The 23,484-nt window shown below is 61.1% G+C and carries 23 protein-coding genes; 8 read left to right on the top strand and 15 right to left on the bottom strand.

The annotated features are described in order from the left end of the window. Positions 1-3 precede the first annotated feature (3 nt). On the top strand, positions 4-951 hold the full coding sequence (gene dmeF / locus QRN46_RS27110) for a CDF family Co(II)/Ni(II) efflux transporter DmeF (RefSeq protein ID WP_285358466.1): 948 nt from the start codon (positions 4-6) through the stop codon (positions 949-951). Here dmeF and QRN46_RS27105 read toward each other — a convergent pair. After that, a complete protein-coding gene (locus QRN46_RS27105) occupies positions 948-2,048 on the bottom strand; it encodes a cytochrome P450 (protein ID WP_285358398.1) in 1,101 nt (366 codons plus the stop codon). The genes dmeF and QRN46_RS27105 overlap by 4 nt on opposite strands. A gap of 79 nt (positions 2,049-2,127) precedes the next feature. Here QRN46_RS27105 and QRN46_RS27100 point away from each other — a divergent pair, with 79 nt between their 5' ends. Continuing rightward, entirely contained in the window at positions 2,128-2,889 is a 762-nt protein-coding gene (locus QRN46_RS27100; RefSeq protein WP_011334835.1) for an ArsR/SmtB family transcription factor, read from the top strand. Here the strand turns inward: QRN46_RS27100 and QRN46_RS27095 are convergent. Then, complete coding sequence (locus QRN46_RS27095) at positions 2,886-3,629, bottom strand: SDR family NAD(P)-dependent oxidoreductase (RefSeq protein WP_011334834.1); 744 nt, start codon at positions 3,627-3,629, stop codon at positions 2,886-2,888. The genes QRN46_RS27100 and QRN46_RS27095 overlap by 4 nt on opposite strands. Positions 3,630-3,891: 262 nt before the next feature. On the opposite strand from QRN46_RS27095, the gene QRN46_RS27090 reads away from it, so the two are divergent. Together QRN46_RS27090 and QRN46_RS27085 are read left to right on the top strand one after the other, a co-directional pair. Then, positions 3,892-5,112, top strand: a complete 1,221-nt coding sequence (locus tag QRN46_RS27090) for a putative DNA modification/repair radical SAM protein (RefSeq protein ID WP_011334833.1) — start codon at positions 3,892-3,894, stop codon at positions 5,110-5,112. Next, positions 5,109-5,948 (top strand): TIGR03915 family putative DNA repair protein, encoded by an 840-nt coding sequence (locus QRN46_RS27085; RefSeq protein ID WP_011334832.1) that lies wholly within the window; start codon positions 5,109-5,111, stop codon positions 5,946-5,948. Before QRN46_RS27090 ends, QRN46_RS27085 begins: the two co-directional genes overlap by 4 nt. Positions 5,949-6,000: 52 nt before the next feature. On the opposite strand, the gene QRN46_RS27080 is transcribed toward QRN46_RS27085, so the two are convergent. From QRN46_RS27080 to QRN46_RS27060, 5 genes are all read right to left on the bottom strand, one after another. Beyond that, on the bottom strand, positions 6,001-7,020 hold the full coding sequence (locus QRN46_RS27080) for a branched-chain amino acid aminotransferase (protein ID WP_011334831.1): 1,020 nt from the start codon (positions 7,018-7,020) through the stop codon (positions 6,001-6,003). 164 nt (positions 7,021-7,184) lie between these two features. Further along, positions 7,185-8,558, bottom strand: a complete 1,374-nt coding sequence (lpdA, locus tag QRN46_RS27075; protein ID WP_011334830.1) for a dihydrolipoyl dehydrogenase — start codon at positions 8,556-8,558, stop codon at positions 7,185-7,187. A 4-nt stretch (positions 8,559-8,562) separates the two neighbouring features. Continuing rightward, on the bottom strand, positions 8,563-9,834 hold the full coding sequence (locus tag QRN46_RS27070) for a dihydrolipoamide acetyltransferase family protein (RefSeq protein WP_285358392.1): 1,272 nt from the start codon (positions 9,832-9,834) through the stop codon (positions 8,563-8,565). Further along, on the bottom strand, positions 9,835-10,893 hold the full coding sequence (locus tag QRN46_RS27065) for an alpha-ketoacid dehydrogenase subunit beta (protein WP_003224000.1): 1,059 nt from the start codon (positions 10,891-10,893) through the stop codon (positions 9,835-9,837). Position 10,894: 1 nt separating this feature from the next. Further along, positions 10,895-12,130: a 3-methyl-2-oxobutanoate dehydrogenase (2-methylpropanoyl-transferring) subunit alpha gene (locus QRN46_RS27060; protein WP_007952906.1), complete on the bottom strand. Its 1,236-nt coding sequence runs from the start codon at positions 12,128-12,130 to the stop codon at positions 10,895-10,897. A gap of 185 nt (positions 12,131-12,315) precedes the next feature. Between QRN46_RS27060 and bkdR the strand changes: the two genes are divergently transcribed. Continuing rightward, a complete protein-coding gene (gene bkdR, locus QRN46_RS27055; RefSeq protein WP_007915088.1) occupies positions 12,316-12,804 on the top strand; it encodes a Bkd operon transcriptional regulator BkdR in 489 nt (162 codons plus the stop codon). A 12-nt stretch (positions 12,805-12,816) separates the two neighbouring features. Here the strand turns inward: bkdR and QRN46_RS27050 are convergent, their stop codons facing one another. Together QRN46_RS27050 and QRN46_RS27045 are read right to left on the bottom strand one after the other, a co-directional pair. Next, positions 12,817-13,662 (bottom strand): tyrosinase family protein, encoded by an 846-nt coding sequence (locus tag QRN46_RS27050; RefSeq protein ID WP_011334828.1) that lies wholly within the window; start codon positions 13,660-13,662, stop codon positions 12,817-12,819. 127 nt (positions 13,663-13,789) lie between these two features. Beyond that, the gene (locus QRN46_RS27045) at positions 13,790-14,653 is read right to left on the bottom strand and encodes an MBL fold metallo-hydrolase (RefSeq protein WP_011334827.1); all 864 of its coding nucleotides are present in this window, start codon (positions 14,651-14,653) and stop codon (positions 13,790-13,792) included. Positions 14,654-14,751: 98 nt separating this feature from the next. Here QRN46_RS27045 and QRN46_RS27040 point away from each other — a divergent pair, with 98 nt between their 5' ends. Genes QRN46_RS27040 through QRN46_RS27030 form a run of 3 tightly spaced genes read left to right on the top strand, consistent with a single transcriptional unit; the run spans position 14,752 to position 17,183 of the window. Continuing rightward, positions 14,752-15,090, top strand: coding sequence for an ArsR/SmtB family transcription factor (locus tag QRN46_RS27040; RefSeq protein ID WP_007952897.1), 339 nt, complete (start codon positions 14,752-14,754; stop codon positions 15,088-15,090). Between the two features lie 38 nt (positions 15,091-15,128). Then, entirely contained in the window at positions 15,129-16,373 is a 1,245-nt protein-coding gene (locus tag QRN46_RS27035) for an NAD(P)/FAD-dependent oxidoreductase (RefSeq protein ID WP_285358376.1), read from the top strand. Positions 16,374-16,382: 9 nt separating this feature from the next. Then, positions 16,383-17,183 (top strand): sulfite exporter TauE/SafE family protein, encoded by an 801-nt coding sequence (locus QRN46_RS27030; RefSeq protein WP_221614427.1) that lies wholly within the window; start codon positions 16,383-16,385, stop codon positions 17,181-17,183. 48 nt (positions 17,184-17,231) lie between these two features. Here the strand turns inward: QRN46_RS27030 and QRN46_RS27025 are convergent, their stop codons facing one another. The 6 genes from QRN46_RS27025 to QRN46_RS27000 all read right to left on the bottom strand — a co-directional run bounded on the left by QRN46_RS27025 (position 17,232) and on the right by QRN46_RS27000 (position 23,352). Beyond that, positions 17,232-18,512 (bottom strand): TRAP transporter large permease, encoded by a 1,281-nt coding sequence (locus QRN46_RS27025; protein ID WP_011334824.1) that lies wholly within the window; start codon positions 18,510-18,512, stop codon positions 17,232-17,234. Next, positions 18,512-19,039, bottom strand: coding sequence for a TRAP transporter small permease (locus QRN46_RS27020; protein ID WP_201820273.1), 528 nt, complete (start codon positions 19,037-19,039; stop codon positions 18,512-18,514). Before QRN46_RS27020 ends, QRN46_RS27025 begins: the two co-directional genes overlap by 1 nt. 79 nt (positions 19,040-19,118) lie before the next feature. Further along, positions 19,119-20,090 carry a TRAP transporter substrate-binding protein gene (locus QRN46_RS27015; RefSeq protein ID WP_011334822.1) on the bottom strand — a complete coding sequence of 324 codons (972 nt, stop codon included), beginning with the start codon at positions 20,088-20,090 and terminating at the stop codon, positions 19,119-19,121. Between the two features lie 57 nt (positions 20,091-20,147). Continuing rightward, positions 20,148-21,041: an SMP-30/gluconolactonase/LRE family protein gene (locus QRN46_RS27010; RefSeq protein ID WP_285358369.1), complete on the bottom strand. Its 894-nt coding sequence runs from the start codon at positions 21,039-21,041 to the stop codon at positions 20,148-20,150. 41 nt (positions 21,042-21,082) lie between these two features. Next, positions 21,083-21,907, bottom strand: a complete 825-nt coding sequence (locus QRN46_RS27005) for an NAD-dependent epimerase/dehydratase family protein (protein ID WP_011334820.1) — start codon at positions 21,905-21,907, stop codon at positions 21,083-21,085. Positions 21,908-22,056: 149 nt separating this feature from the next. Continuing rightward, a complete protein-coding gene (locus QRN46_RS27000) occupies positions 22,057-23,352 on the bottom strand; it encodes an OprD family porin (protein ID WP_285358366.1) in 1,296 nt (431 codons plus the stop codon). Between the last annotated feature and the right edge of the window lie 132 nt (positions 23,353-23,484).

The raw sequence follows: 23,484 nt of genomic DNA, 5'->3' as shown, positions 1-23,484 counted from the left end.
ATCATGACCCTCAAGGTTGATGACTTTTCCCACAACCACCAGTTTCTCGGTGCTTCGCACGATGAAAACGCCCGCCGCACCCTGTGGGTGGTGGTGCTGACTTTCGTGATGATGATCGGCGAAATTGCCGCCGGTTATCTCACCGGTTCCATGGCATTGCTGGCCGACGGTTTCCACATGGCGACCCACGCCGGCGCCTTGGGCATCGCGGCGGCGGCCTATGGTTTTGCGCGGCGTAACGCCAACAACCGACGCTACAGTTTCGGCACCGGCAAGGTCGGTGATCTGGCGGGTTTTGCCTCGGCGATGGTGCTGGGGCTGGTGTCGCTGGGGATTGCCGGGGAATCGGTTTTCCGTCTGTTCCAGCCAACCAGTGTGGCGTTCGGAGAAGCAACCTTGATCGCCGTGGTCGGCTTGGGCGTCAATCTGCTCAGCGCTTTTCTGCTGGCCGGTCACCACAGCCATCACGACCACAGCCATCACGACCACGGCCATAGTCACGACCACAGCCACGATCATGGCCATCACCACCATCACGACAACAACCTGCGTTCAGCCTACGTGCACGTATTGGCGGACGCGTTGACATCGGTGCTGGCGATTGCCGCGCTGCTGGCCGGTCGCTATCTGGGCTGGGTGTGGATGGATCCGGTGATGGGCATCGTCGGTTCCATCGTCATCGCCAAATGGGCCTGGAACCTGATGCGCGACAGCGCCGCCGTGTTGCTCGACACCACCGATGAACCCGTGGCCGAGGAGATCCGCGAACTGCTGGAAACCTCCGATGATGTGCGCATCAGCGACCTGCACGTCTGGCAGGTCGGCCCGCAGGCGCGGGCGGCGATTGTCAGTGTGGTCGCGGTGGCGGGCGTGACTGCCGACGCGATCCGTGAGCGCCTGGCGCCGGTGCATGAGCTTTCGCACCTGACCATCGAATTGCGCAACGCTTAAGGCTGCACCTCGCTGAACATCGGAACTCGTCCATTCAGCGAAGGCCGGTAGTGCCACGTGAATCTTCCCGGATCAATGTTGCGGGCGAGGATTTCAGTGAGCGTGGCGCTGGCGATCGTTATTGCCAGCGTCTGTCCGGGACATTGATGCCGACCGCTGCCGAACGTGAAGCTGCGTCGGTTCGGGCGATCCACCCTAAAGCGATCCGGGTTTTCATTCAGTGCCGGGTCACGATTGGCTGAGGCCAGCAGCACCAGAATCATGTCGCCGGCTTCCAGTCGCACGCCGTCGATTTCACAGCTGTTCGCCATAAAACGGCGAGTGTTCTGTACCGAGGGATCGAAGCGCTGGACTTCAGCCAACAACGAATCCACTGACGCGTTGCGTAATTCAGGCTGACGATGCAACGCCACCAGCGCATTACCGATAAGCCCGGCGGTGGCCTCGAACGTCTGCGAACAGAGGCCGATCAGGTTGGCGAGCAGCACGTCCGCATCGCCGACAAAACGCTGGCGAATGTCGGCGAGAAACGGGTTCGGATCCGCCAGCAATTCCATGAAGTATCCGCGCAATTGCTCCGCCGCCCGATGCGCTGCCGCCAGTTGCAGGTCATTGCTCAGCGGCGACAGACACGCCGCGAAATCCGCCGTCAGTTCACTGATGACCCGCGCCTGCGCCGGGGTGAATCCGAGCAACGATGCAACCACGCACACCGGGCCGCGAAACATGGCTTTATAGAGCCCGTCGGAATCATTGGTGATCAACCGCGCGGACACCAGTGCGCCGACTTCTTCCCGATCAATCAACCCCAGCGGAGGCTCGATGGCCGAACGCGGGCAGCGCTGAGCTTCGCCGTCATTCATGCGCATCAAAAGGCCAAACACCTTGCCCGCCATGCCATCGACGATGGCTTTGGGCACCGGTTCCTGCACCGGACGTACCCGGCAATCCGGATGCGCCAGCACCGCGCATACCGCGCGGGCGCTGCTGGCAACCCACAGTTTCAGTCCGTGATGAAAGGTCAGCCCGCCCGCCGCGCGCAGTTCGGCGTAGTAGGGGTAGGGATCGGCGTGAGTCGCCGCGATGATCGGGTCCATGGATCGCAACCTTGTCGGTGGGGAAAGTGTTGCTACTATCTCCAGTCCTTGAGGGCGATGATTCGTCCGGGAGCGAAATATGCACGCAGAACATCAAGACATCGGCGTCTCGCAAGTGGCTGCCGCCATCGCGGAACCGGCGCGAACCAAAATGCTGTGCTCGCTGATGGACGGCCACGCCCGCACCGCCACCGAGCTGGCAACCCTTGCCGAAGTCAGCGCCTCGACCGCCAGCGCACACCTGGCCAAGCTCAAGGATCTGGCCTTGGTGCGCCTGCATGTGCAGGGCCGCCACCGTTATTACAGCCTCGCCGACAAGCGCGTGGCCCAGGCGCTGGAAGCGCTGATGGTGATCGGACAGAACTCCGCACCGACCTTCAAGCCGCATACACCGGATCGCCTGCAATTCGCCCGCACCTGCTACGACCACATGGCCGGGACGCTGGCGGTGTTGTTGCATGACCGCTTGCTGGAGACGGGATGGCTGGTGGAAACCGATGAACAGGTTTATCGCCTCAGTGAAAGTGGCGAGGCGTTTTTTGAAGGGCTGGGTATTGAGGTCAAGGATCTGTCGACGTTGCGCCGACGGTTCGCCTGCCCGTGTCTGGACTGGAGCATGCGCCGGCCGCATCTGGGCGGTTCGCTCGGTGCGGCGTTGTTGCAGGCGGCGCTGAAGCGCAAATGGGTGACGCAGGATCTGGACAGTCGGGCGCTGACGTTGACGGTGCAGGGGCGCCGAGAATTGTCATCGCGCTGGGGGCTGGTTTTGCCCGAAGCCGGGCGGGATTCGTCAGGTCGCCAGTTGGCTGATTCCACGCCCGGATCGGTGCATGCGCGTTAGCTCAAGGTGTATCCGCTGTCGACTACCCAGTCCTGACCGATGACGCCGCGTGCGCCATTGCCCAGCTGGAACAGAATGACGTCGGCCACTGCCGCAGGTTCTAGGAATTGTCCGCCCAGCAGTCGTTTGTTGACGCCTTGGGCCACGTCGCCGAGCGCTTCGTCACTCAGGCCCAATGTCGACCAGATCGGCGTTGCGGTCGGGCCGGGGGAAACGCAATTGATGCGCACACCGTGGGGTGCCAGCTCGACTGCAAGGGTTCGGGCATGGGCGATCAACGCCGCTTTTGACGCGATGTAGGCGGCCAATCCCGCGAAACTGATTCGGGCCAGAAAAGTACCGATGAACACCACTGACGCCTTGTCTGCAAGGTGCGGGCGCAGGGCGGCCAAGGTGTTCAGGGCGCCGGCGCCGTTTACTGCCCATTGGCGACCGAATGCCGAGCTGTCGAGCCCGTCGGCCAGTTCTGCGATACCGGCGTTGGGCACCACGAAACTTACCGGACCGATGCGTGCAGCTTGCTCGGCCAAAGCGGCAAGGTCAGCGGCTTGAGCGACATCGCCGGAGTGCCACACCAGTTGCTGCGGATACCGCTCAAGCAGTTCGGCCAGTGCGCCGAGCTTTCGCGACATGGCCAATACGCGCGCGCCTTGATCGAGCAGACGCTCGGTAGCGGCCAGGCCTATGCCCGAACTGGCACCGGTGATGACGGCAAGCTTGCCCTGAAAAACATGATCCATGTTCGACTCCCGTTTTTGGTCTTCAGCCAAATGGCTACGGGAGACCAGTCAATTTTCGGGCCATGCCGGACAGCCTTTAATATCAAGGGCTGCGCAGGGTTGATAGTCATTATGACGCTTGTGGAATCGAGTCAATCTGACTGCTGCTGAGTCAAATTGACCTGACTCCTGCGGTGCGACATTCCGACGAAGAGCGGCATTGCACCTTGTGTGAGCCAATCGCTGTCTATACTGTATATGCGAACAGTATCGAGTCAGTGCCATGCAAATCATCGACAAGCTCAGCATCCTCGCCGACGCCGCCAAGTACGACGCCTCCTGCGCCAGCAGTGGCGCGCCCAAGCGCAGTTCCGAAGGCAAGGACGGGCTGGGTTCGACTGATGGCATGGGCATTTGCCACAGCTACACGCCGGACGGGCGTTGTGTGTCGCTGCTCAAGATTCTGCTGACCAATTTCTGTCTCTACGACTGCCAATACTGCGTCAACCGCCGTTCCAGCGACGTGCCCCGTGCGCGTTTCACGCCCGAGGAAGTGGTGACGCTGACCCTGGATTTCTACCGGCGCAATTGCGTCAGCGGGTTGTTTCTCAGCTCGGGGATCATTCGTTCGGCGGACTACACCATGGAGCAACTGGTGCGTGTCGCGAAGTTGCTGCGCGAAGAGCATGAGTTCCGTGGCTACATTCATCTCAAAACCATTCCCGATGCGGATCCCGCGCTGATCGAAGAGGCCGGGCGTTACGCCGATCGCCTGAGCGTCAACATCGAATTGCCCACGGATGCCAGCCTGCAAACCCTGGCGCCGGAGAAGCACATCGGTTCGATCAAGCAGGCGATGAACACCATCTACACCGGTGTGCAGACCGTGCTCAACGAACCCCGCGCACCAAAGTTCGCCCCGGCCGGGCAGAGTACGCAGATGATTGTGGGTGCCGATGACACCGACGACAGCACCATCCTGCACAGCGCGCAGGCGCTTTACGGCAACTTCCGTCTGCGCCGGGTCTATTACTCGGCCTTCAGCCCGATTCCCGACAGCCCGAAAAGCGTGCCTTTGGCCGCACCGCCGCTGATGCGCGAGCACCGCTTGTATCAGGCGGATTTTCTGTTGCGCGGTTATGGCTATACCGCCGGTGAGTTGCTTCAGGGGCCGGGCAATCTGGCGTTGGACATCGACCCGAAACTGGCCTGGGCGCTGCAGAACCGCGAGGTGTTCCCGCTGGACCTCAATCGCGCCGAACCGGCGTTGATTTCACGCATCCCCGGCATCGGCTTGCGCACCACCGAACGTCTGGTGGAACTGCGTCGGCAGCGGCGCATTCGCTACGAAGACGTGGCGCGCATGCGCTGTGTGCTGGCCAAAGCCAAGCCGTTCATCATCACCAGCGATTACCACCCTCAGCAGGCGGAAGTCACCAGCCAGATGCTTTATCAGCAATTGCGCGACCGACCAATGCCGCAACAGATGGGGCTGTGGGGATGATCAATCTCGACTGCGACGACCTGTTCGACACCTGGCGCCAGCAGGCGCGCTGGCTGCTCAGCCATGAAATTGATCCGAGTCTGGTGAGCTGGGCGTCGGAAGGCGTGAGCGATCTGTTCGCCAGTGACGTGTCGGTGCCCGAAGGGCAGGGGCCGTTTCAGGCGCGGATTCCGCGTGCGCTGCTCGACACCTTGGAACAAGCGTCGCGATACCGTGGCGATCAGCGCTGGAGTTTGCTGTATGAAGTGCTGTGGCGAGTCAGCCACGGCGACCGTACGGCAATGATGGCCGGCGACAAGCTGGGCAGCGAGTTGCAGCGGCGGATCAAGCAGGTGCAGCGCGAAGCCCATCATCTGCATGCGTTCGTGCGTTTCATCGAGCGCCCGGCAGAGCTGCCGGGCCCGCAATACGTCGCGTGGCACGAACCGGCCCACGACATCCTGCACAGCGCCAGCGAACACTTCATCGGGCGCATGGGCCGGCATCGCTGGCTGATCGCCACGCCCCGCGATGGGGTTTATTACGATGGTGAACAACTGATCCATGAACGTCAGTGTCCGCTGGAGTGGCAGCAACTGGCGCAGAACGTCGACGACCCCCACGGTGACTTGTGGCTGACGTACTACAGCCACATCTTCAACCCGGCGCGGTTGAACGAGAAAGTCATGCAAGGGCATTTGCCAACGCGGTTCTGGAAGAACCTGCCGGAGGGGGAGCTGATTCCCGGATTGATTACCCAGGCCCGAATGGGCAAGCAGCAGAATGGGCAGGCGAGCGGGATTGCCGGTCGTGCGGGCAAACGGATTGCCATGAAGGCCAGCGAGCGAGGCGAATAAAAAAGCCCCCATCGATCACTCGATGGGGGCTTTTGTGCATCTGGCCGTCAGATCAAACCTTGACGATCCAGCCGGCTGGCGCTTCGACGTCGCCGGTCTGCACGCCGGTCAGCTCTTTGTAGAGCTTCTGGGTCACAGGGCCGACTTCTGTTTCGCTGTGGAATACGTGCAGGTGGTCGTTGTAGCTGATGCCACCGATCGGGGTGATCACCGCCGCAGTACCGCAGGCGCCGGCCTCTTTGAAGTCCGACAGCTTGTCGATGAATACGTCGCCTTCGACCACTTCCAGGCCCAGACGGGACTTGGCCAGTTCGATCAGCGACAGACGGGTGATACCCGGCAGTACCGATGGCGAGTTCGGGGTCACGAACTTGTTGTCGTGGGTGATCCCGAAGAAGTTGGCCGAACCGACTTCTTCGATCTTCTTGTGGGTCAGCGGATCCAGGTAGATGGCGTCAGCGAAGTGCGCTTTCTTGGCCTGGGAGCCAGGCATCAGGCTGGCCGCGTAGTTGCCACCGACCTTGGCGGCACCGGTGCCTTGTGGCGCGGCGCGGTCGAAGGTGGAAATCTGGAAGTTGTGCGGGGTCAGGCCGCCCTTGAAGTAGGCACCGACCGGGATCGCGAACACCGAGAAGATGAACTCAGGTGCGGTACGCACGCCGATGTTGTCACCCACGCCGATCACGAACGGACGCAGGTACAGCGCGCCACCGGTGCCGTAAGGCGGGATGAAGCGCTCGTTGGCGCGAACCACTTCCTTGCACGCTTCGATGAACTGCTCGGTGGATACATGCGGCATCAGCAGGCGGGCGCAGCTGCGTTGCATGCGCGCGGCGTTCTGGTCCGGACGGAACAGGTTGATCGAGCCGTCCTTGCAACGATAGGCCTTCAGGCCTTCGAAGCATTGCTGGCCATAGTGAAGGGCAGTGGAGCCTTCGCTGATGTGCAGCACGTTGTCTTCGGTCAGGGTGCCTTTGTCCCACTCGCCGTTGCGAAAGTACGACAGATAGCGTTTGTCGGTCTTGATGTAGTCAAAACCCAGCTTGTCCCAGTTGATGCTTTCGTTACCCATGACACCCTCTATCACTGAACAACCGCCGAAGCGGTTCAAGGCTTCTGACGTTTTTTTGGATGGGCACAACAATACTTCATTCTTGAGCGGTTTCGCAGCCCGGGCGATGGGGGAGCAGCAGATTTATTAGCCTGCTTATGAAAAAACTCCCCCGTGTCGGGTTTTTACAGGTGCAACGCGTGCCCAAGCGCACGCAACGCCGCTTCCTGCACCGCTTCACCCAGAGTCGGGTGTGCATGGATGGTGCCGCCGATGTCTTCCAGTCGCGCGCCCATTTCCAGGCTTTGCGCGAACGCAGTCGACAGCTCCGAGACCCCGACACCGACCGCCTGCCAGCCGACAATCACATGATTGTCTCGACGGGCGACCACCCGCACGAAGCCGGTTTTCGATTCCAGCGTCATCGCCCGGCCATTGGCCGCGAACGGGAAGTTCGACACGATGCAGTCAAGTCCCGCCGCCTTGGCCTCGTCCGGCGTCTTGCCGACGACCACCAGTTCCGGGTCGGTAAAGCACACGGCAGCGATGGCGGTCGGGTTGAATTCGCGGGTCTTGCCGCTGATCAGCTCGGCGACCATTTCGCCCTGGGCCATGGCGCGGTGGGCCAGCATCGGCTCGCCGCTCAGGTCGCCGATGGCGTAGACATTACGCATGCTGGTCTGGCAGCGGCTGTCAATCTTGATCGCCGAGCCGTTCATGTCCAGGTTCAGCGCTTCAAGGTTCCAGCCCTGGGTATTGGGTTTGCGACCGACGGCCACCAGCACCTGATCGGTTTCCAGATTCAGCGTGTCACCGTTCGGATCGCGCACCTGCAACGTACCGTCGAAACCCAGCACGCTGTGCTTGAGGTAGAGCTTCACGCCCAGTTGCTTCAGCGCGTCGTGCACCGGTTGAGTCAGTTCGGCGTCGTAGGCCGGCAGGATCCGATCCTGCGCCTCGACCACACTGACCTCGGCGCCGAGCTTGCGATAGGCAATGCCCAATTCCAGACCGATGTAACCACCGCCGACCACGATCAGGCGTTTCGGCACCGACTTCGGCGCCAACGCCTCGGTGGACGATATGATCGGCCCGCCAATCGGCAGGATCGGCAGATTGACGCTTTTCGAGCCGGTGGCCAGCACCAGATGTTCACACTGGATGCGGGTGTCGCCGACTTCCACGGTCTTGCCGTCGATGACCTTGGCCCAGCCGTTGATGACCTGAACCTTGTTCTTCTTCAGCAGCGCGGCGACGCCGGTGGTCAGGCGATCAACGATGCCGTCCTTCCACTCGACGCTTTTAGTGATGTCGAGGGTAGGCGCCGAAACGCTGATGCCCAGTGCCGAATGCTGGTTGTGATGTTGCGTCTGGTGAAACTGCTCGGCCACGTGGATCAGCGCTTTCGACGGAATGCAGCCGATGTTCAGGCAGGTGCCGCCCAGCGATTCACCCTCGACCAGAATGGTCGAAATGCCCAGTTGCCCGGCACGAATGGCCGTCACGTAACCGCCAGGACCGCCGCCGATGATCAGCAGCGTGGTGTTCAGAGATTGCATGCCATCACTCCACAAACAGGGTCGCGGGTTGTTCGAGCAGACCACGAATGGCCTGGATGAAGAGCGCCGCGTCCATCCCGTCGACCACGCGGTGATCGAAGGAGCTGGAGAGGTTCATCATCTTGCGGATCACCACCTGGCCTTTGACGACCATTGGCCGTTCGGCGATTTTGTTCACGCCGACGATGGCCACTTCCGGCAGGTTCAGCACCGGGGTACTGACGATGCCGCCAAGGGCGCCGAGGCTGGTCAGGGTGATGGTCGAGCCGGACAGTTCATCGCGGCTGGCCTTGCCATTGCGGGCGGCGTTGGCCAGGCGGGAGATTTCCGCCGCGCTGTCCCACAGGCTGCGCGCTTCGGCGTGACGCACCACCGGCACCATCAGGCCGACGTCGCTTTGGGTGGCGACGCCGACGTGCACCGCGCCGAGGCGGGTGATGACCTGGGCTTCGTCGTCGTAACGGGCGTTCATCTGCGGGAAATCGCGCAGGGCGACGACCAGTGCGCGCACCAGGAACGGCAGTAAGGTCAGCTTGCCACGGCTCGCGCCGTGTTTTTCGTTCAAATGGGCGCGCAGTTCTTCAATCGCGGTGACGTCAATTTCTTCGACATAACTGAAGTGTGCCGCACGCTGGGTGGCGTCCTGCATGCGCTGGGCAATCTTGCGGCGCATGCCGATCACTTGAATCTGTTCTTCATCATTACGCTGGGCGTACGCAGCGGCGACCGGCGCCGAAGCATTCGACTGACCCTGCGCCAGATAGGCGTCGAGGTCTTCGTGCAGCACGCGGCCGGCCGGACCGGAACCGCGCACCAGACGTAATTGAATGCCCAGATCCAGCGCGTGTTTGCGCACGGCTGGCGAGGCCAGCGGGCGCTCATTGGCTTCGCGGGCAACCATCGGGCCCTGGCAAACCGGAGCCGTTCGGGGCGCGACGGGTTTGCTTTCAACGACAGCTTCAACTTTTGGTGCGACAGGTGTTTCTTTTGTCGCGACAGGAGCCGGTTTGTCCGACTCCTTCAGATTACCGGCGCCTTCCACTTCGATGCTGATCAGCACACTGCCGACCGCCATCACTTCGCCCGGCTGACCGCCGAGTGCAATCACCTTGCCGTGGACCGGCGACGGAATGTCGACCATCGCCTTGTCGGTCATCACATCCGCCAGCACCTGATCTTCAACGACCAGGTCGCCAACCTTGACGTGCCACTGCGACAGTTCTACTTCTGCGATGCCTTCTCCGATGTCCGGCATCTTGATAACGTGCGTGCCCATTCAGACCTCCATGACCCGTTTCAGCGCCGCGCCCACTCGGGACGGCCCAGGGAAATACGCCCACTCCTGCGCGTGCGGGTAGGGGGTGTCCCAACCGGTGACGCGTTCGATCGGCGCTTCCAGGTGATGGAAGCAATGCTCTTGCACCAGCGACACCAGTTCGGCGCCGAATCCGCAGGTGCGGGTAGCTTCGTGAACCACGACGCAACGGCCGGTTTTCTTCACGGATTTGACGATGGTTTCCAGGTCCAGCGGCCACAAGCTGCGCAGGTCGATGACTTCAGCGTCAACGCCGCTTTCTTCAGCAGCGACTTGCGACACGTACACAGTAGTGCCGTAGGTCAGCACGGTCACGTCCTTGCCCGGACGGGTAATCGCGGCAACGTCCAGCGGCACGGTGTAGTAACCGTCCGGCACCTGGGCTTGCGGGTGTTTCGACCACGGGGTCACCGGGCGGTCGTGGTGGCCGTCGAACGGGCCGTTGTACAGGCGTTTTGGCTCGAGGAAGATCACCGGGTCATCGTTTTCGATGGAGGCGATCAGCAGGCCTTTGGCGTCATACGGGTTGGACGGCATGACGGTGCGCAGACCGCAGACCTGAGTGAACATCGCCTCGATGCTCTGGCTGTGGGTCTGGCCGCCGTAGATGCCACCGCCGCAAGGCATGCGCAGGGTCATCGGGGCGGTGAACTCGCCGGCCGAGCGATAACGCAGACGGGCGGCCTCGGAAATGATCTGGTCGGACGCCGGGTACACGTAGTCGGCGAACTGAATCTCGGCCACCGGACGCAAGCCATAAGCGCCCATGCCCACCGCGACGCCGACGATACCGCTCTCGGAAATCGGCGCATCGAACACCCGCGAGGTGCCGTACTTGGTCTGCAAGCCTTCGGTGCAACGGAACACGCCGCCGAAGTAGCCGACGTCCTGTCCGAACACCACCACGTTGTCGTCACGCTCAAGCATCACATCCATGGCCGAGCGCAGGGCCTGGATCATGGTCATGGTGGTCGTGGTCATGGCGGTTTCCAACTGAATATTGTTGTTGTGATCGTTCATGTCAGATCCCCAACTGCTGACGCTGGCGCTTCAAGTGCTCCGGCATCTCTTTGTAGACGTCTTCGAACATGGTGGCGGCGCTCGGAATCTGGCCGCCGGCGAGGGTGCCGTACTGTTCGGCCTGTTTCTGTGCGGCGATCACTTCGGCTTCGAGCTCGGCGCTGACGGCGGCGTGCTCTTCTTCCGACCAGTGGCCGACTTTGATCAGGTGCTGTTTCAGGCGGGCAATCGGGTCGCCCAGCGGGAAGTGGCTCCAGTCGTCGGCAGGACGGTATTTGGACGGATCGTCGGAGGTCGAGTGCGGGCCGGCGCGGTAGGTGACCCATTCGATCATGGTCGGGCCGAGGTTGCGGCGGGCGCGTTCGGCAGCCCAGGCGGAGGCGGCGTAGACCGCGTAAAAATCGTTGCCATCCACCCGCAGCGAGGCGATGCCGCAACCGACACCGCGTCCGGCGAAGGTGGTGGCTTCACCACCGGCGATGGCCTGGAAGGTCGAGATCGCCCACTGGTTGTTGACCACGTTGAGGATCACCGGCGCACGATAGACGTGAGCGAAGGTGAGGGCGGTGTGGAAGTCCGATTCGGCGGTGGCGCCGTCGCCGATCCAGGCCGAGGCGATTTTGGTGTCGCCTTTGATCGCCGAGGCCATGCCCCAGCCCACGCCCTGAATGAACTGGGTGGCGAGGTTACCGGAAATGGTGAAGAAACCGGCGTCCTTGACCGAGTACATGATCGGCAGCTGACGTCCCTTGAGTGGATCGCGCTCGTTGGACAGCAACTGGCAGATCAGGTCGACCAGCGGTACGTCGCGGGCCATCAGAATGCTTTGCTGGCGGTAGGTGGGGAAGCACATGTCGTCGATGTTCAAGGCCAGGGCCTGGGCACTGCCAATGGCTTCTTCGCCAAGGCTCTGCATGTAGAACGACATTTTTTTCTGACGCTGGGCAACCACCATGCGGTTGTCGTAGATCCGGGTCTTGAGCATGGCGCGCATGCCTTTGCGCAGGATCTCGACCGGAACGTTTTCAGCCCATGGGCCGAGGGCGTTGCCCTGGTCGTCGAGCACGCGGATCAGGCCACGGGCCAGGTCGGCGGTGTCGGCGGGTTCTACGTCGATGGAAGGTTTGCGCACCGTGCCGGCATCGGTCAGATGCAGGTAGGAGAAATCGGTTTTGCAGCCTGGGCGGCCCGAGGGTTCAGGGACGTGCAGACGCAGCGGTTCATACGCTTGGGTCATGGCTTCTACGCTCGATCTTGTGAATTTCTTGTAGTGAGCTGGCAGTCATTCTTCGATAAAAGAAATCTTGTCCTACAACAATCATAGGCCCGGGCAAGAAGAATATTTCTCTCTGTTTCGTTGCACTGGAGATCATTTGCAGATAGAAATTCTGCATAAACATAAAAAACAGGTGGTTTTGTCTCATGCGCAAACTGGACCGTACCGACATCGGCATTCTCAACAGCCTTCAGGAGAACGCGCGCATCACCAACGCCGACCTTGCCCGTTCGGTCAATCTGTCGCCGACGCCGTGCTTCAACCGGGTCAAGGCGATGGAAGAGCTGGGGCTGATCCGCGAGCAGGTGACGCTGCTGGATGCAGACCTGCTGGGCCTGCACGTCAACGTGTTCATCCACGTCAGTCTCGAGAAGCAGGTAGAGGAAGCGCTGCAGCATTTCGAAGAAGCCATTTCCGATCGTCCCGAAGTCATGGAGTGCTACCTGATGGCCGGCGACCCTGACTACTTGATCCGGGTGCTGGTGCCGACCATTCAGTCGCTCGAACGCTTCATGATGGACTTTCTGACCAAGGTGCCGGGCGTGGCCAACATTCGGTCAAGTTTTGCGCTCAAGCAGGTGCGCTATAAGACGGCATTGCCGCTGCCGGCGAACGGTTTGACGCTGGGCAACTGAATCCGGTGCCGTTCACAGGTATTCATATCGATAACCCAGTTCTTCGGTAAAAAGAGTCTGCTCAATGGTGAAGCTTTGAGGCCACGGAGCGAGTTCGTTTTCGGGGTGAAAGACCAGTGTCGAGTTGCTCAGTTCCTCCTGCGGGAAAGAGGGAACGTTCGGATGCTGGTGTTTCCAGCGCTCCCAGAGCAGATCCAGATAACAATGATGCAGGAAGAATATCGGGTCATTGGGAGAGGATGCCTCCATCATGTTGCCTCCGATCCAGGCATGCACGGGATTGTGCAGTTCACGTTCGGAAAAGTTTTCCCAACCGCCCGGCTCCATCCAATAGGACGTTCTGTTCAGGGCCGAGATGACGGTTTCTGGTGACGGCAAGGCGCCCGCAGCCCCGAGATTGCGACGCAAGCCCGCGTCACCGACACCCTCGTCCCATACCGAGACAATGAATGGCGACTGGTTATTGGAAAAGGGTCCGCTGGTTACCAGCTGATTCTGGGTATTGTCACCGTTGCCGCCCATGAAGTCCGAGGTGAATGGATTGTCGGCGCCGCCGATTTGCCAGTTCCAGTAGGGCAGTGTGATGCGAGGGTCATCGGCGGCGGCCTGCAGCTCCAGTTCGAACTGGCGGATCAGGACCCGGTGCCACGGATAAAACAAGGGGCTTTGATGAGGGCTGGGTGCGAGCGGATTGCCACGTCCCATTGAGTTTTTGTGGATCTGAACGAAGTCATCGTAACGGCTTTGCTGACCGGGACGCAGCACGCTGTTGACGTTGTTTTTCAGCCTGAGGACTGCGTTGATGAAGGCGGATTTCTCTTCCCGGGACAGATCCCGGTGGTTACGGCGAATATCCATATTGCCAAATCTCCATGGGTTGATTGCCCAATGAAGTCTGCCTGCCCGCGGAGATTACGCCCAGCTCATGGCATTCGACGTGACAGGTACGAATACTCTTGTTTTGAGTTCCCTCAATGATTTTTTCTTACACGGAGTTGATAGGGATCTTCAGGTAAACAACGCCATTGCCTTCCGCCGGTGGCAGATTTCCCGCCCGCACATTCACCTGAATCGCCGGCAACAACAGTGTCGGCATTCCAAGTCCGGCATCCCGTTTGGTACGCATCTCGACAAACGCGGCCTCATCGACGCCGTCATGCACATGGATATTGCTTTTGCGCTGTTCACCCACGGTGGTCTGGCACTGCGAGTCGCGGCCTTGCGGCGGATAGTCGTGGCAGACATAGAGCTTCACGCTGGCAGGGAAGGCCAGCAGCTTGTGAATCGAATTGAACAACTGATGGGCGTTGCCACCTGGGAAGTCGCAACGGGCGGTGCCGACGTCGGGCATGAACAGCGTGTCGCCGACCAGGATCTGTTCGCCGTCGATCAAGTAGGCCATGTCCGCCGGGGTGTGGCCGGGGACATGCAGGGCGGTGGCCTTGAGATTGCCGATCCGGAACGACTCGTTCGGCGCGAACAGATGATCGAACTGCGAGCCGTCGACGCGAAATTCCGGTTCCAGGTTGAACAGCGCCTTGAACACGTTCTGCACTTTGCTGATCGATTCGCCAATGGCGATTTTCCCGCCCAGTTCCCGGCGCAGGTAGGGCGCGGCGGACAGGTGGTCGGCGTGGGCATGGGTTTCCAGCAGCCATTGCACTTGCAAGTGATGGGCATGCACGAAGGCGATGATCCTGTCGGCCTGAGCCGTGCAGGTGCGGCCGGCGGCCCCGTCGTAATCGAGCACCGGATCGACGATTGCGCATTGCCCGCCATCGGCCTCGTAGACCACATAGCTGTAGGTCGAAGAGGCGGGGTCGAGGAAAGCTTCAATCAGCGCGGGCATGGACACGGTCCTGTGCAGAAGGTGGAAAGTCAGAGTTGCAACACTTTATGTAAACACATAATGTCCGCAGCTTAAGTGACGTTGAAGGCATCCTGCAAATGCAATCCAGTCTGACCGAATGTGAAGTGGCGCAACTGCGCGCCTCGGCCTCCAAGGCCTGTTCGCTGCTCAAGGCCTTGGCCAACGAGGATCGGCTGTTGATCCTGTGCCAGTTGACCCAGGGCGAGCGCAACGTCGGCGAACTGGAGAAAATGACCGGCGTGCGTCAGCCGACCCTGTCCCAGCAACTGGGCATCCTGCGCGATGAAGGGCTGGTCGCGACCCGTCGTGAAGGCAAGTACATTTTTTACGGTCTCGCCAGTCACGAAGTGATCCAGGTGATGAAAACCCTCTCGGGACTCTACTGCGGAGCCGTGCTCAAAAGCTGGGCGCAATAGACCCGGCTATCCTTGCGTGCAGCCATAAGGAACAAACAATGAACGATCAACACTGGGGCCCATCCATCAGTGCGGACATCGTGGTCATCGGCGGCGGCACTGCCGGCATCGGTTTTGTCGCGAGCCTGCTCAAGCGCGATCCCGGCCTGAAAATCACGGTGATCGAGCCGAGCACCCTGCATTACTACCAACCGGCGTGGACGCTGGTCGGCGGTGGCGCCTATGACGCCAAAGACACCGCCCGACCGATGAACAAGGTGATGCCGCGCCAGGCCACCTGGATTCAGGCCGCCGTGACCGGCATCGACCCCGACCAGCGCCGTCTCACCCTCAACGATCAACGCACCATCACCTATCAGAACCTGATCGTCTGCCCCGGCCTGCGCCTGGCGTGGGAGAAGATCGAAGGCCTGCAGGACAGTCTCGGCCAGCACGGCGTCACCTCCAACTACAGCTATCAGCACGCGCAATACACCTGGGATCAGGTGCAGAAACTGGGCGGCGGCAAAGCGCTGTTCACCCAGCCGCCGATCCCGATCAAGTGTGCCGGCGCGCCGCAAAAGGCGCTGTACCTGTCCTGCGATCACTGGCTCAAGCGCAACGTGCTGAGTAAGGTCGATGTCGAGTTCAATCTGGCCGGTGCCGCGCTGTTCGGCGTGCCGACCTTCGTACCGCCGCTGATGAAGTACATCGAGAAATACAACGCGCGGCTGGCATTCAATTCCAATCTGGTGAAGGTCGACGGCCCGGCGAAAACTGCCTGGTTCGACGTCAAGGATGCGGACGGCAACGTTACCCGTCAGGCCAAGACTTTCGATTTGTTGCACGTCGTCCCGCCGCAGGTTTCACCGGATTTCATCGCACAAAGTCCGCTGGCCGACGCCGCCGGCTGGTGCGAGGTCAACCCGCACACCCTGCAACACCCGCGCTATCCCGAAGTGTTTGCCCTGGGCGATATCTGCGGCACCACCAATGCGAAAACCGCCGCGGCAGTGCGCAAGCAGGTTGTGGTGGTGGCGGAAAACCTGCTGGCCCTGCGCAAGGAACTGGCGTTGCCGCTGAAGTACGACGGCTACGGCTCCTGCCCGCTGACGGTGGAGAAGGGCAAGGTGATCCTCGCCGAGTTCGGCTACGGCGGAAAATTGTTGCCGACCTTTCCCCTCGACCCGACCGTGCCGCGCCGCTCCGCGTGGTGGCTGAAGGCGACGCTGCTGCCGTGGTTCTACTGGAACGGCATGCTCAAGGGCCGCGAATGGCTGACGCGTCTGTCCAGGGTCGACTGAGAACACGCTATGTTGCTGGCAAGTCTGTTTGGCGTGGTGATGGGATTGATCCTCGGACTGACCGGGGCCGGCGGCGGGATTCTCGCCGTACCGGCGCTGGTGCTCGGGCTGGGCTGGACGATGACGCAGGCGGCGCCGGTGGCGTTGTTTGCCGTTGGCAGCGCAGCGGCGGTCGGCGCGATCGATGGCTTGCGCCATGGTCTGGTGCGTTATCGCGCGGCGCTGCTGATCGCGGCGCTCGGCGCGGTGTTTTCACCGGTGGGCATCTACTTCGCCCATCAGTTGCCGGAAAAGGTTCTGATGATCCTGTTCAGCCTGCTGATGGTGATGGTGGCGTGGCGCATGCTGCGCCGCGAACGCCAGCAAGAGGGCCCGAGCGACCATGGCCACGCCAGTTGGGGCCAGAAGAACTGCATGCTCAATGAGCAGACCGGCCGTTTCGACTGGACCGCCAAATGCACCGCGACCCTCGCGGCACTGGGCGCGGTCACCGGCGTGGTGTCCGGGTTGCTGGGGGTGGGCGGCGGGTTTCTGATCGTGCCGGCGTTCAAGCAACTGACCGATGTGCAGATGCGCGGCATCGTCGCCACTTCACTGATGGTCATCAGCCTGATTTCCGCCATCGGCGTGATCGGCGCGTTTCACGCGGGGGTGCGGATTGATCGCCTGGGTGCTGCGTTCATTGTGGCGAGCATCGTCGGCATGATCATCGGTCGCCAACTTTGCGCGCGAGTACCGGCGAGGACGTTGCAGGTGGGGTTTGCCAGTGTGTGCTTGGTGGTTGCGGCTTATATGTTGCTGCGGGCGTGAGACAACACCTGTGGCGAGGGAGCAAGCGCCCTCGCCACAGTGATCGCGTTACAACACCAGGTGCGGTAACCACAGCGACAGCGCCGGAACGTAGGTCACCAGCATCAACACCAGGAACAGCACGGCGTAGAACGGCAGCAGCGCCTTCACCGTGCTTTCGATACTGACCTTGCCCACCGCCGAACCCACGAACAGCACGGCTCCTACGGGCGGCGTTATCAGGCCGATACCGAGGTTGACCAGCATGATCATGCCGAACTGCACCGGGTCGACGCCGATACCGAGAATCACCGGCATCAGGATCGGTGTGAGGATCAGGATCAGCGGTGCCATGTCCATTACGGTGCCGAGCAACAGCAGCATGACGTTGATGCACATCAGGATCACGTAGCGGTTGTCGGACAGGGTCAGGAACAGCGTGGTGATCTTCGCCGGGATCTGCATCAGGGTCATGATGTAGCCGAAGCTGGCGGCGAAGCCGATCAGGATCATCACGATGGAAATGGTGCGCACTGTGCGATGCATCAGTTTCGGCAGCTCACTCCATTTGTAGTCGCGGTAGATGAACATGGTGACGAAAAACGACCACAGCACGGCGATGGCCGCCGACTCGGTGGCCGTGAAGATCCCCGAAAGAATCCCGCCGAGAATGATCACCATCGCCATCAGGCCCCACAAGGCTTCGCCGCAGATCTTCAGGGCTTCGCGCAGCGGGATCACTTCGCCCTTGGGGTAGTCGCGTTTGCGCGCAAAAATCAGACACAACACCATCAGGCACGCGCTCATCAGCAGGCCCGGCACCACGCCGGCCATGAACAGCGACGCAATGGAAACGGTGCCGCCGGCCGCCAGCGAGTAGAGCACCGAGTTGTGACTCGGCGGGGTCAGCAGGGCCTGTACCGAACCGCTGACGGTGACCGCTGTGGAGAATTCCCGAGGGTAGCCCTTGCGCTCCATTTCCGGGATCAGCACCGAACCCACCGACGCCGTGTCGGCCACCGACGAGCCGGAAATCGCGCCGAAAAAGGTCGAGGCCATGATGTTGACCAGCGACAGGCCGCCCCGCACGAACCCCACTAGGACCCCGGCGAACGCCACCAGCCGCCGAGACATGCCGCCCTCGGCCATGATCGCGCCGGCCAGCACGAAGAACGGAATCGCCAGCAGCGAGAATTTGTTCACCCCGCCCGCCACCTGAATCATCAAGGCCTGGAACGGGATGTCGATCCACCACGCGCCGATCAGCGCCGACAGCCCGAGGGCATAGGCAACCGGCATGCCGATCAGGATCAGTGCGATAAAACTGCCCAGCAGAATCAATGCGTCCATCAGGCAGCCCCTTCGTTTTCTTCAACCAGGTCGAATCGCACCACGCGGCGATTGCTTTGATCGCCGAGCAACAGTTTTTCCAGTACGAAAACCAGCGTCAGCGCACCGCCAACCGGGATCGGCATGTAGGTGATGCCGACCCGCAATGTCGGCAGGGCGCTCATGAACTGGTTCCACGTCGATAGGCACAGTTTGGTGCCCCAGATGGTCATGAACAGGCAGATGGTGCCCATGAGCACTTGCGAAATAATGCTCATGGTTCGGCGCATCTTTGGTTGCAGGCGATCGGTGACCATCGCCACCGCCATGTGCGCGCCGGCGCGATAGCTGGCGGCGGCGCCGATGAAGGTGAAGACCATCATCAGCAGAATGGCGGTGGGCTCCGGCCAGCTCGAACCTGTGCCGAGGACGTAACGGGCGAACACGCCCCAGGGGATGATCAGGGAAATGGTCAGCACCGACAGACCGGCGACCCAGATGCAGGCCATGTAGATCCGGTCATTGATGCGCAGCAGCAAATTCTTCATCGGGTTCCACCGTAACCGGGCACGCGCGGACATCAGGCGACGTCAGCGCTGCCGGGCCTTTTGCAGAGGGCTGGGAGGTTTACTGAACGGCTTCGATGCGCTTGATCAGGTCGGCGTAGGGCGCGCCGTATTTTTCACGGATCGAGGCGGTGGCCTCATAGAAGGGCTTCTTGTCGACGGTGATGAACTCGACGCCGGCCGCCTTGAGTTTTTCCTCGCTGCTGACGGACTTGGCGTCCCACAGCGTGCGCTCCTGAGCCTGTGCAGCCTTGGCGGCTTTTTTCACCAGCGTCTGCTGATCGGGGGTGAGTTTGTCCCAGGTGATTTTCGACATCACGATCGGTTCGGGCAGAATCAAGTGCCCGGTCAGGCTGTAGAACTTGGCGTTCTGGTAGTGGTTGTGTTCAAGCAGGGTCGGTGGGTTGTTTTCCGCGCCGTCGATGACGCCGGTCTGCAGCGCACTGAAGATTTCGCCGGTGTCCATGGCGATCCCGTTGCCGCCCATGGCGTTGATGGTTTCGATGAACATCGGGTTGCCCTGCACACGGATTTTCATGCCCTTGAGGTCTTCAAGGCTGCGCACCGGTTTCTTGGTGTAGATGTTGCGCGTGCCGCCGTCCATCCACGCCAGAGCGACGAGGTTGAATTCGGATTGAGTGATCTTGTCGAGGATCTCGTCACCGATTTCACCGTCGATGATCTTGCGCATGTGCGCCTGGTCACGGAACACGAACGGCATGTTGAACACGTTCACGTCCGGCACCACCGGGCCGACGATGCCGAGGCTGACGCGGGCCATTTGAATGGCGCCGACCTGAGCCTGCTCGACCACTTCCTTTTCCGAGCCGAGCACGCCGCCGGGAAACATTTTGAAGGTCAGCTTGCCGTCACTTTCGGCAACCAGGGTCTTGCCCAACTGTTCTTCAGCGACCACGGTCGGATACCCGGCGGGGTGGATGTCGGCGAATTTGATTTCCAGCGCCTGGGCGGCGCTGCCGAAGGTGAGTGCGAGGGGGAGAGCGGCGGCGAGCAACGTGCGTTTGAAGTCCATGAGGGGTTCTCCAGTCTTGTTATTTTTGTGTTCAAGGCACAGCGATGCAGCAGGGGGTTACAGCAGGTCGTCGAACAATGGCTCCGGCAGGCCTTTGACGCCGGGGTTGAGGGCGAACACGCCGCCGGCCAGCGAATGCAGGTCCTGGTCGTCGGCGGGGCGGATGGAAGTCACGAACAAGGTGTCCATCCGGCTGCCACCGAAGGCGCACATGGTGGGTTTTTTCACCGGTACCGGCAGCGAGCGGTCAAGGCGACCTTCCGGGGTGAACCGGTGGATCAGGCCGACATCGTTGGCGCAGATCCAGTAGCAGCCATCGGCATCCACGGCAGCGCCGTCGGGACGGCCGTAAAAATGGTTCATGTCCACGAACACCCGTCGGTTGGAGGGGGTGCCGCTGGCAATGTCGTAATCGAAGGCCCAGATCAGTTGCACGTTCGGGTGCGAGTCCGACAGGTACATGGTTTTGCCGTCCGGACTGAAGCCCAGACCGTTGGGCACGATGAAGCCATCAAGCTGTGCCTCGATCGCGCCTGTTTGCCCGGCGGCGTAGCGATAGAGCCGGCCTTCGGGCAGATTCAGGCCCATGTTCAGCACCATGCTGCCGGCCCAGAACCGGCCCTGACGGTCGCAGCGGCCGTCGTTCAGGCGCATGTCCTGGCGGCTGTGTTCCACGGTCGCGAGCAGGTCGCTGTCAAGGCTGCCATCGCTGTGGGGGCGCAGTTGAAAGAACCCGCTCTCCATACCGGCCACCCAGCCGCCCCGGCTGTGTCGGGCGAGGCAGGCGAGCATCTCGGGAGCCTTCCAGGCGTGAACATGGCCAGTGTCGGCATCCCAGCGTTGCAGGCCACCGTTGGGGATATCGACCCAGTAGAGCGCATTTTCCTGCGGCACCCACACCGGGCTTTCACCCACCGCGTTGCGGGCGTCGACGATCAATTCGGCTTGCATACTCATTCCCTTGGTTTTATTGGAGACGTGAATCGCGCCGGTCAATCGCCGAACGGGCCGGCCGCAACGAAGGCCCCGCCCTGATAGATCCGCGCCGGGTCATCGCTGGCGGGCACCGGCTGCGCTTCGACCTTGTCTCGAAACACTTCGGAGGTGTCTTTGGCCTCGAAGCCGAGGTGGCTGGCGAAGCGGTTGTCCCACCACACGTCCTTGTTGGCGGACATGCCATAAACCACGGTGTGGCCGACGTTGGGGGTGTACAGCGAACGTTCGAGCAATTGGGTGAGGTCGTCGAAGCTCAGCCAGGTGTGCATCATTCGGCGGTTCTGTGGTTCGGGAAACGACGAGCCGATGCGGATGCTGACAGTTTCGATGCCATAGCGATCGAAGTAGAAACTGGCCATGTCTTCGCCGTAGGACTTGGACAGACCGTAGTAGCCGTCGGGGCGGCGAGCGGAGCTGGCGTCGAGGTGTTCGTCCTGTTTGTAGAAGCCGATGACATGGTTGGAGCTGGCGAAGATCACCCGTTTGACGCCGTGGCGGCGTGCCGCTTCATAGATATGGAATACGCCGCAGATGTTGGCGCCGAGGATTTCTTCGAAGGGGCGCTCCACCGAGACGCCACCGAAGTGCAGGATCGCATCCACGCCTTCGACCAGCTGATGCACGGCAGCTTTGTCGGCGAGGTCGCAGAGCACGACTTCTTCCCGGTCATCGATGGCCGGGGCGAGGGCGGCGATGTCCGACAAGCGCAACACATTGGCGTAGGGGCGCAGACGTTCGCGCAAGACTTTGCCCAGGCCACCGGCGGCGCCGGTCAGCAGCAGGCGATTGAACGGAGTTGGGGCGGTGGAGGTGGACGTCATGGCAATCCCTTACACGTTGTTATTAGGTTTGTTGTAGGTTGTCGTATGACTGCGCTGAAGTATCGGTAGGGTTTCCGGAACTTGTCAACGCGACTTTCGGTGTAAATGACGGAAGGCTGATTCACCTTCCGCTCATGCCATGTTCGGGTCTACAGCAAGGAAATCGGGTAGCTGATGAAGATCCGGTTCTCGTCGAATTCATTGGTGCTGAAGTCCCGGCGAATCGTCGCGTTGCGCCATTTGACGTTGAGGTTCTTCAGCGGGCCGCTCTGCACGGTGTAGGCCAGTTCCGATTCGCGACCCCATTCCTTGCCATCGGTGATGGTGCCGGTGTGCACGTTGTCGCCGCTGATGTAGCGGTTCATCAACGTCAAGCCGGGGACGCCGAGGACGACGAAGTTGTAGTCGTGGCGAATCTGCCAGGAGCGCTCCTTCGCGTTGTCGTAACTGGCGTTGTAGCTGTCGTTGGCCAGGGTGCCGCCGCTGGTGCCGTTGACGCGCATCCAGGCATCGTCGCCGCTGAGCTTTTGCAAGCCGATGTAGAACGTGTTGCCGCCGTATCTGGCCGAAAGCATGGCGAACGCGGTTTTGTTGTCGAGGTCGCCGGCCTGGGCGCTGCCGTCCTCCTTGCCGGTGAAGAAACCGAGGTTGGCGCCGAGTGTCCAGTCGCCCAGTGGCTGGCTGTGGTTGAGGTTGAAATACTGCTGCTGGTAGATGCCGCTGAGTTCGGCGTACCACACACCGACGAGCGTGCGCTTATCGTTGAAGGTGTATTCGCCGCCGCCGAAGTTGAAGCGGTCGGAGGTGAAGGCGCCGCGGCCGTTCATCGACATGTCCTCCATGCTGGCATCGTTGCGTGGGCTGTTGCCGCGGAACTGGCCACCGTAAAGGGTCAGGCCATTGATTTCGGTAGACGTGATCTGGCCGCCGCGAAAGGTCTGGGGCAGTGATCGACCATCATCCGAGCGCAGGATGGGCAGCACCGGCATCCATTCACCCACCTTCAATTCGGTCTTCGACACCTTGGCCTTGAGCGCTACACCCAGGCGCCCGAAATTGTCCGCCGGGCGCCCGTCATCGTGGATCGGTAGCAGTTGCGTACCGCCGGTGCCTTTGCCGCCATCGAGCTTCTGCGAATACATGCCCAGCACGTCCAGGCCAAAGCCGACCGTGCCCTGAGTGAAACCGGATTTGGCGTCGAGGATGAAGTTCTGTGTCCACTCTTCAGCCTTGCCCTGTGGGTAGTTGGGGTTGACGAAGTTGCGATTGAAGTAGGCGTTGCGCAGGTTCAGCGTGGCTTTACTGTCTTCGATGAAGCCCTCGGCATCGGCGCTCATCGGCAAGAAGAGGGCCAGACTGCTGCAACCGATCAGGCTTAGGGTGGAACGCGGGCGGGGGATAGAAAAACGGGACGTGCGGACGGAATTGCAGACGAGTGTGCTCACTGTGACGCTCCCTGTTTCATTTGTTGTTTTTATTATTTGTTATACGTCGTCGTACAACATGGTTGCGGATATTTGCGAGGTTTTCCGGAAATGTCAACAGGGCGTCGTACGATGACTTTGGGTGAGCGGGCA

The sequence above is a fragment of the Pseudomonas sp. lyk4-R2A-10 genome (genome assembly GCF_030209075.1).
In the GTDB taxonomy this organism is placed as follows: domain Bacteria; phylum Pseudomonadota; class Gammaproteobacteria; order Pseudomonadales; family Pseudomonadaceae; genus Aquipseudomonas; species Aquipseudomonas glycinae.
This window is presented reverse-complemented; position numbering and strand designations above follow the sequence as displayed.

Excerpts from the sequence above, each read along its gene's own strand:
- QRN46_RS27105 (WP_285358398.1), bottom strand. The coding sequence starts at position 2,048 with ATGGACCCGATCATCGCGGCGACTCACGCCGATCCCTACCCCTACTAC.
- bkdR (WP_007915088.1), top strand. The coding sequence starts at position 12,316 with ATGCGCAAACTGGACCGTACCGACATCGGCATTCTCAACAGCCTTCAG.
- QRN46_RS27100 (WP_011334835.1), top strand. The coding sequence starts at position 2,128 with ATGCACGCAGAACATCAAGACATCGGCGTCTCGCAAGTGGCTGCCGCC.
- QRN46_RS27060 (WP_007952906.1), bottom strand. The coding sequence starts at position 12,130 with ATGACCCAAGCGTATGAACCGCTGCGTCTGCACGTCCCTGAACCCTCG.
- QRN46_RS27045 (WP_011334827.1), bottom strand. The coding sequence starts at position 14,653 with ATGCCCGCGCTGATTGAAGCTTTCCTCGACCCCGCCTCTTCGACCTAC.
- QRN46_RS27035 (WP_285358376.1), top strand. The coding sequence starts at position 15,129 with ATGAACGATCAACACTGGGGCCCATCCATCAGTGCGGACATCGTGGTC.
- QRN46_RS27050 (WP_011334828.1), bottom strand. The coding sequence starts at position 13,662 with ATGGATATTCGCCGTAACCACCGGGATCTGTCCCGGGAAGAGAAATCC.
- QRN46_RS27010 (WP_285358369.1), bottom strand. The coding sequence starts at position 21,041 with ATGCAAGCCGAATTGATCGTCGACGCCCGCAACGCGGTGGGTGAAAGC.
- QRN46_RS27070 (WP_285358392.1), bottom strand. The coding sequence starts at position 9,834 with ATGGGCACGCACGTTATCAAGATGCCGGACATCGGAGAAGGCATCGCA.
- lpdA (WP_011334830.1), bottom strand. The coding sequence starts at position 8,558 with ATGCAATCTCTGAACACCACGCTGCTGATCATCGGCGGCGGTCCTGGC.
- QRN46_RS27015 (WP_011334822.1), bottom strand. The coding sequence starts at position 20,090 with ATGGACTTCAAACGCACGTTGCTCGCCGCCGCTCTCCCCCTCGCACTC.
- QRN46_RS27025 (WP_011334824.1), bottom strand. The coding sequence starts at position 18,512 with ATGGACGCATTGATTCTGCTGGGCAGTTTTATCGCACTGATCCTGATC.
- QRN46_RS27085 (WP_011334832.1), top strand. The coding sequence starts at position 5,109 with ATGATCAATCTCGACTGCGACGACCTGTTCGACACCTGGCGCCAGCAG.
- QRN46_RS27005 (WP_011334820.1), bottom strand. The coding sequence starts at position 21,907 with ATGACGTCCACCTCCACCGCCCCAACTCCGTTCAATCGCCTGCTGCTG.
- QRN46_RS27080 (WP_011334831.1), bottom strand. The coding sequence starts at position 7,020 with ATGGGTAACGAAAGCATCAACTGGGACAAGCTGGGTTTTGACTACATC.
- QRN46_RS27020 (WP_201820273.1), bottom strand. The coding sequence starts at position 19,039 with ATGAAGAATTTGCTGCTGCGCATCAATGACCGGATCTACATGGCCTGC.
- QRN46_RS27065 (WP_003224000.1), bottom strand. The coding sequence starts at position 10,893 with ATGAACGATCACAACAACAATATTCAGTTGGAAACCGCCATGACCACG.
- QRN46_RS27095 (WP_011334834.1), bottom strand. The coding sequence starts at position 3,629 with ATGGATCATGTTTTTCAGGGCAAGCTTGCCGTCATCACCGGTGCCAGT.
- QRN46_RS27090 (WP_011334833.1), top strand. The coding sequence starts at position 3,892 with ATGCAAATCATCGACAAGCTCAGCATCCTCGCCGACGCCGCCAAGTAC.
- QRN46_RS27040 (WP_007952897.1), top strand. The coding sequence starts at position 14,752 with ATGCAATCCAGTCTGACCGAATGTGAAGTGGCGCAACTGCGCGCCTCG.
- dmeF (WP_285358466.1), top strand. The coding sequence starts at position 4 with ATGACCCTCAAGGTTGATGACTTTTCCCACAACCACCAGTTTCTCGGT.
- QRN46_RS27030 (WP_221614427.1), top strand. The coding sequence starts at position 16,383 with ATGTTGCTGGCAAGTCTGTTTGGCGTGGTGATGGGATTGATCCTCGGA.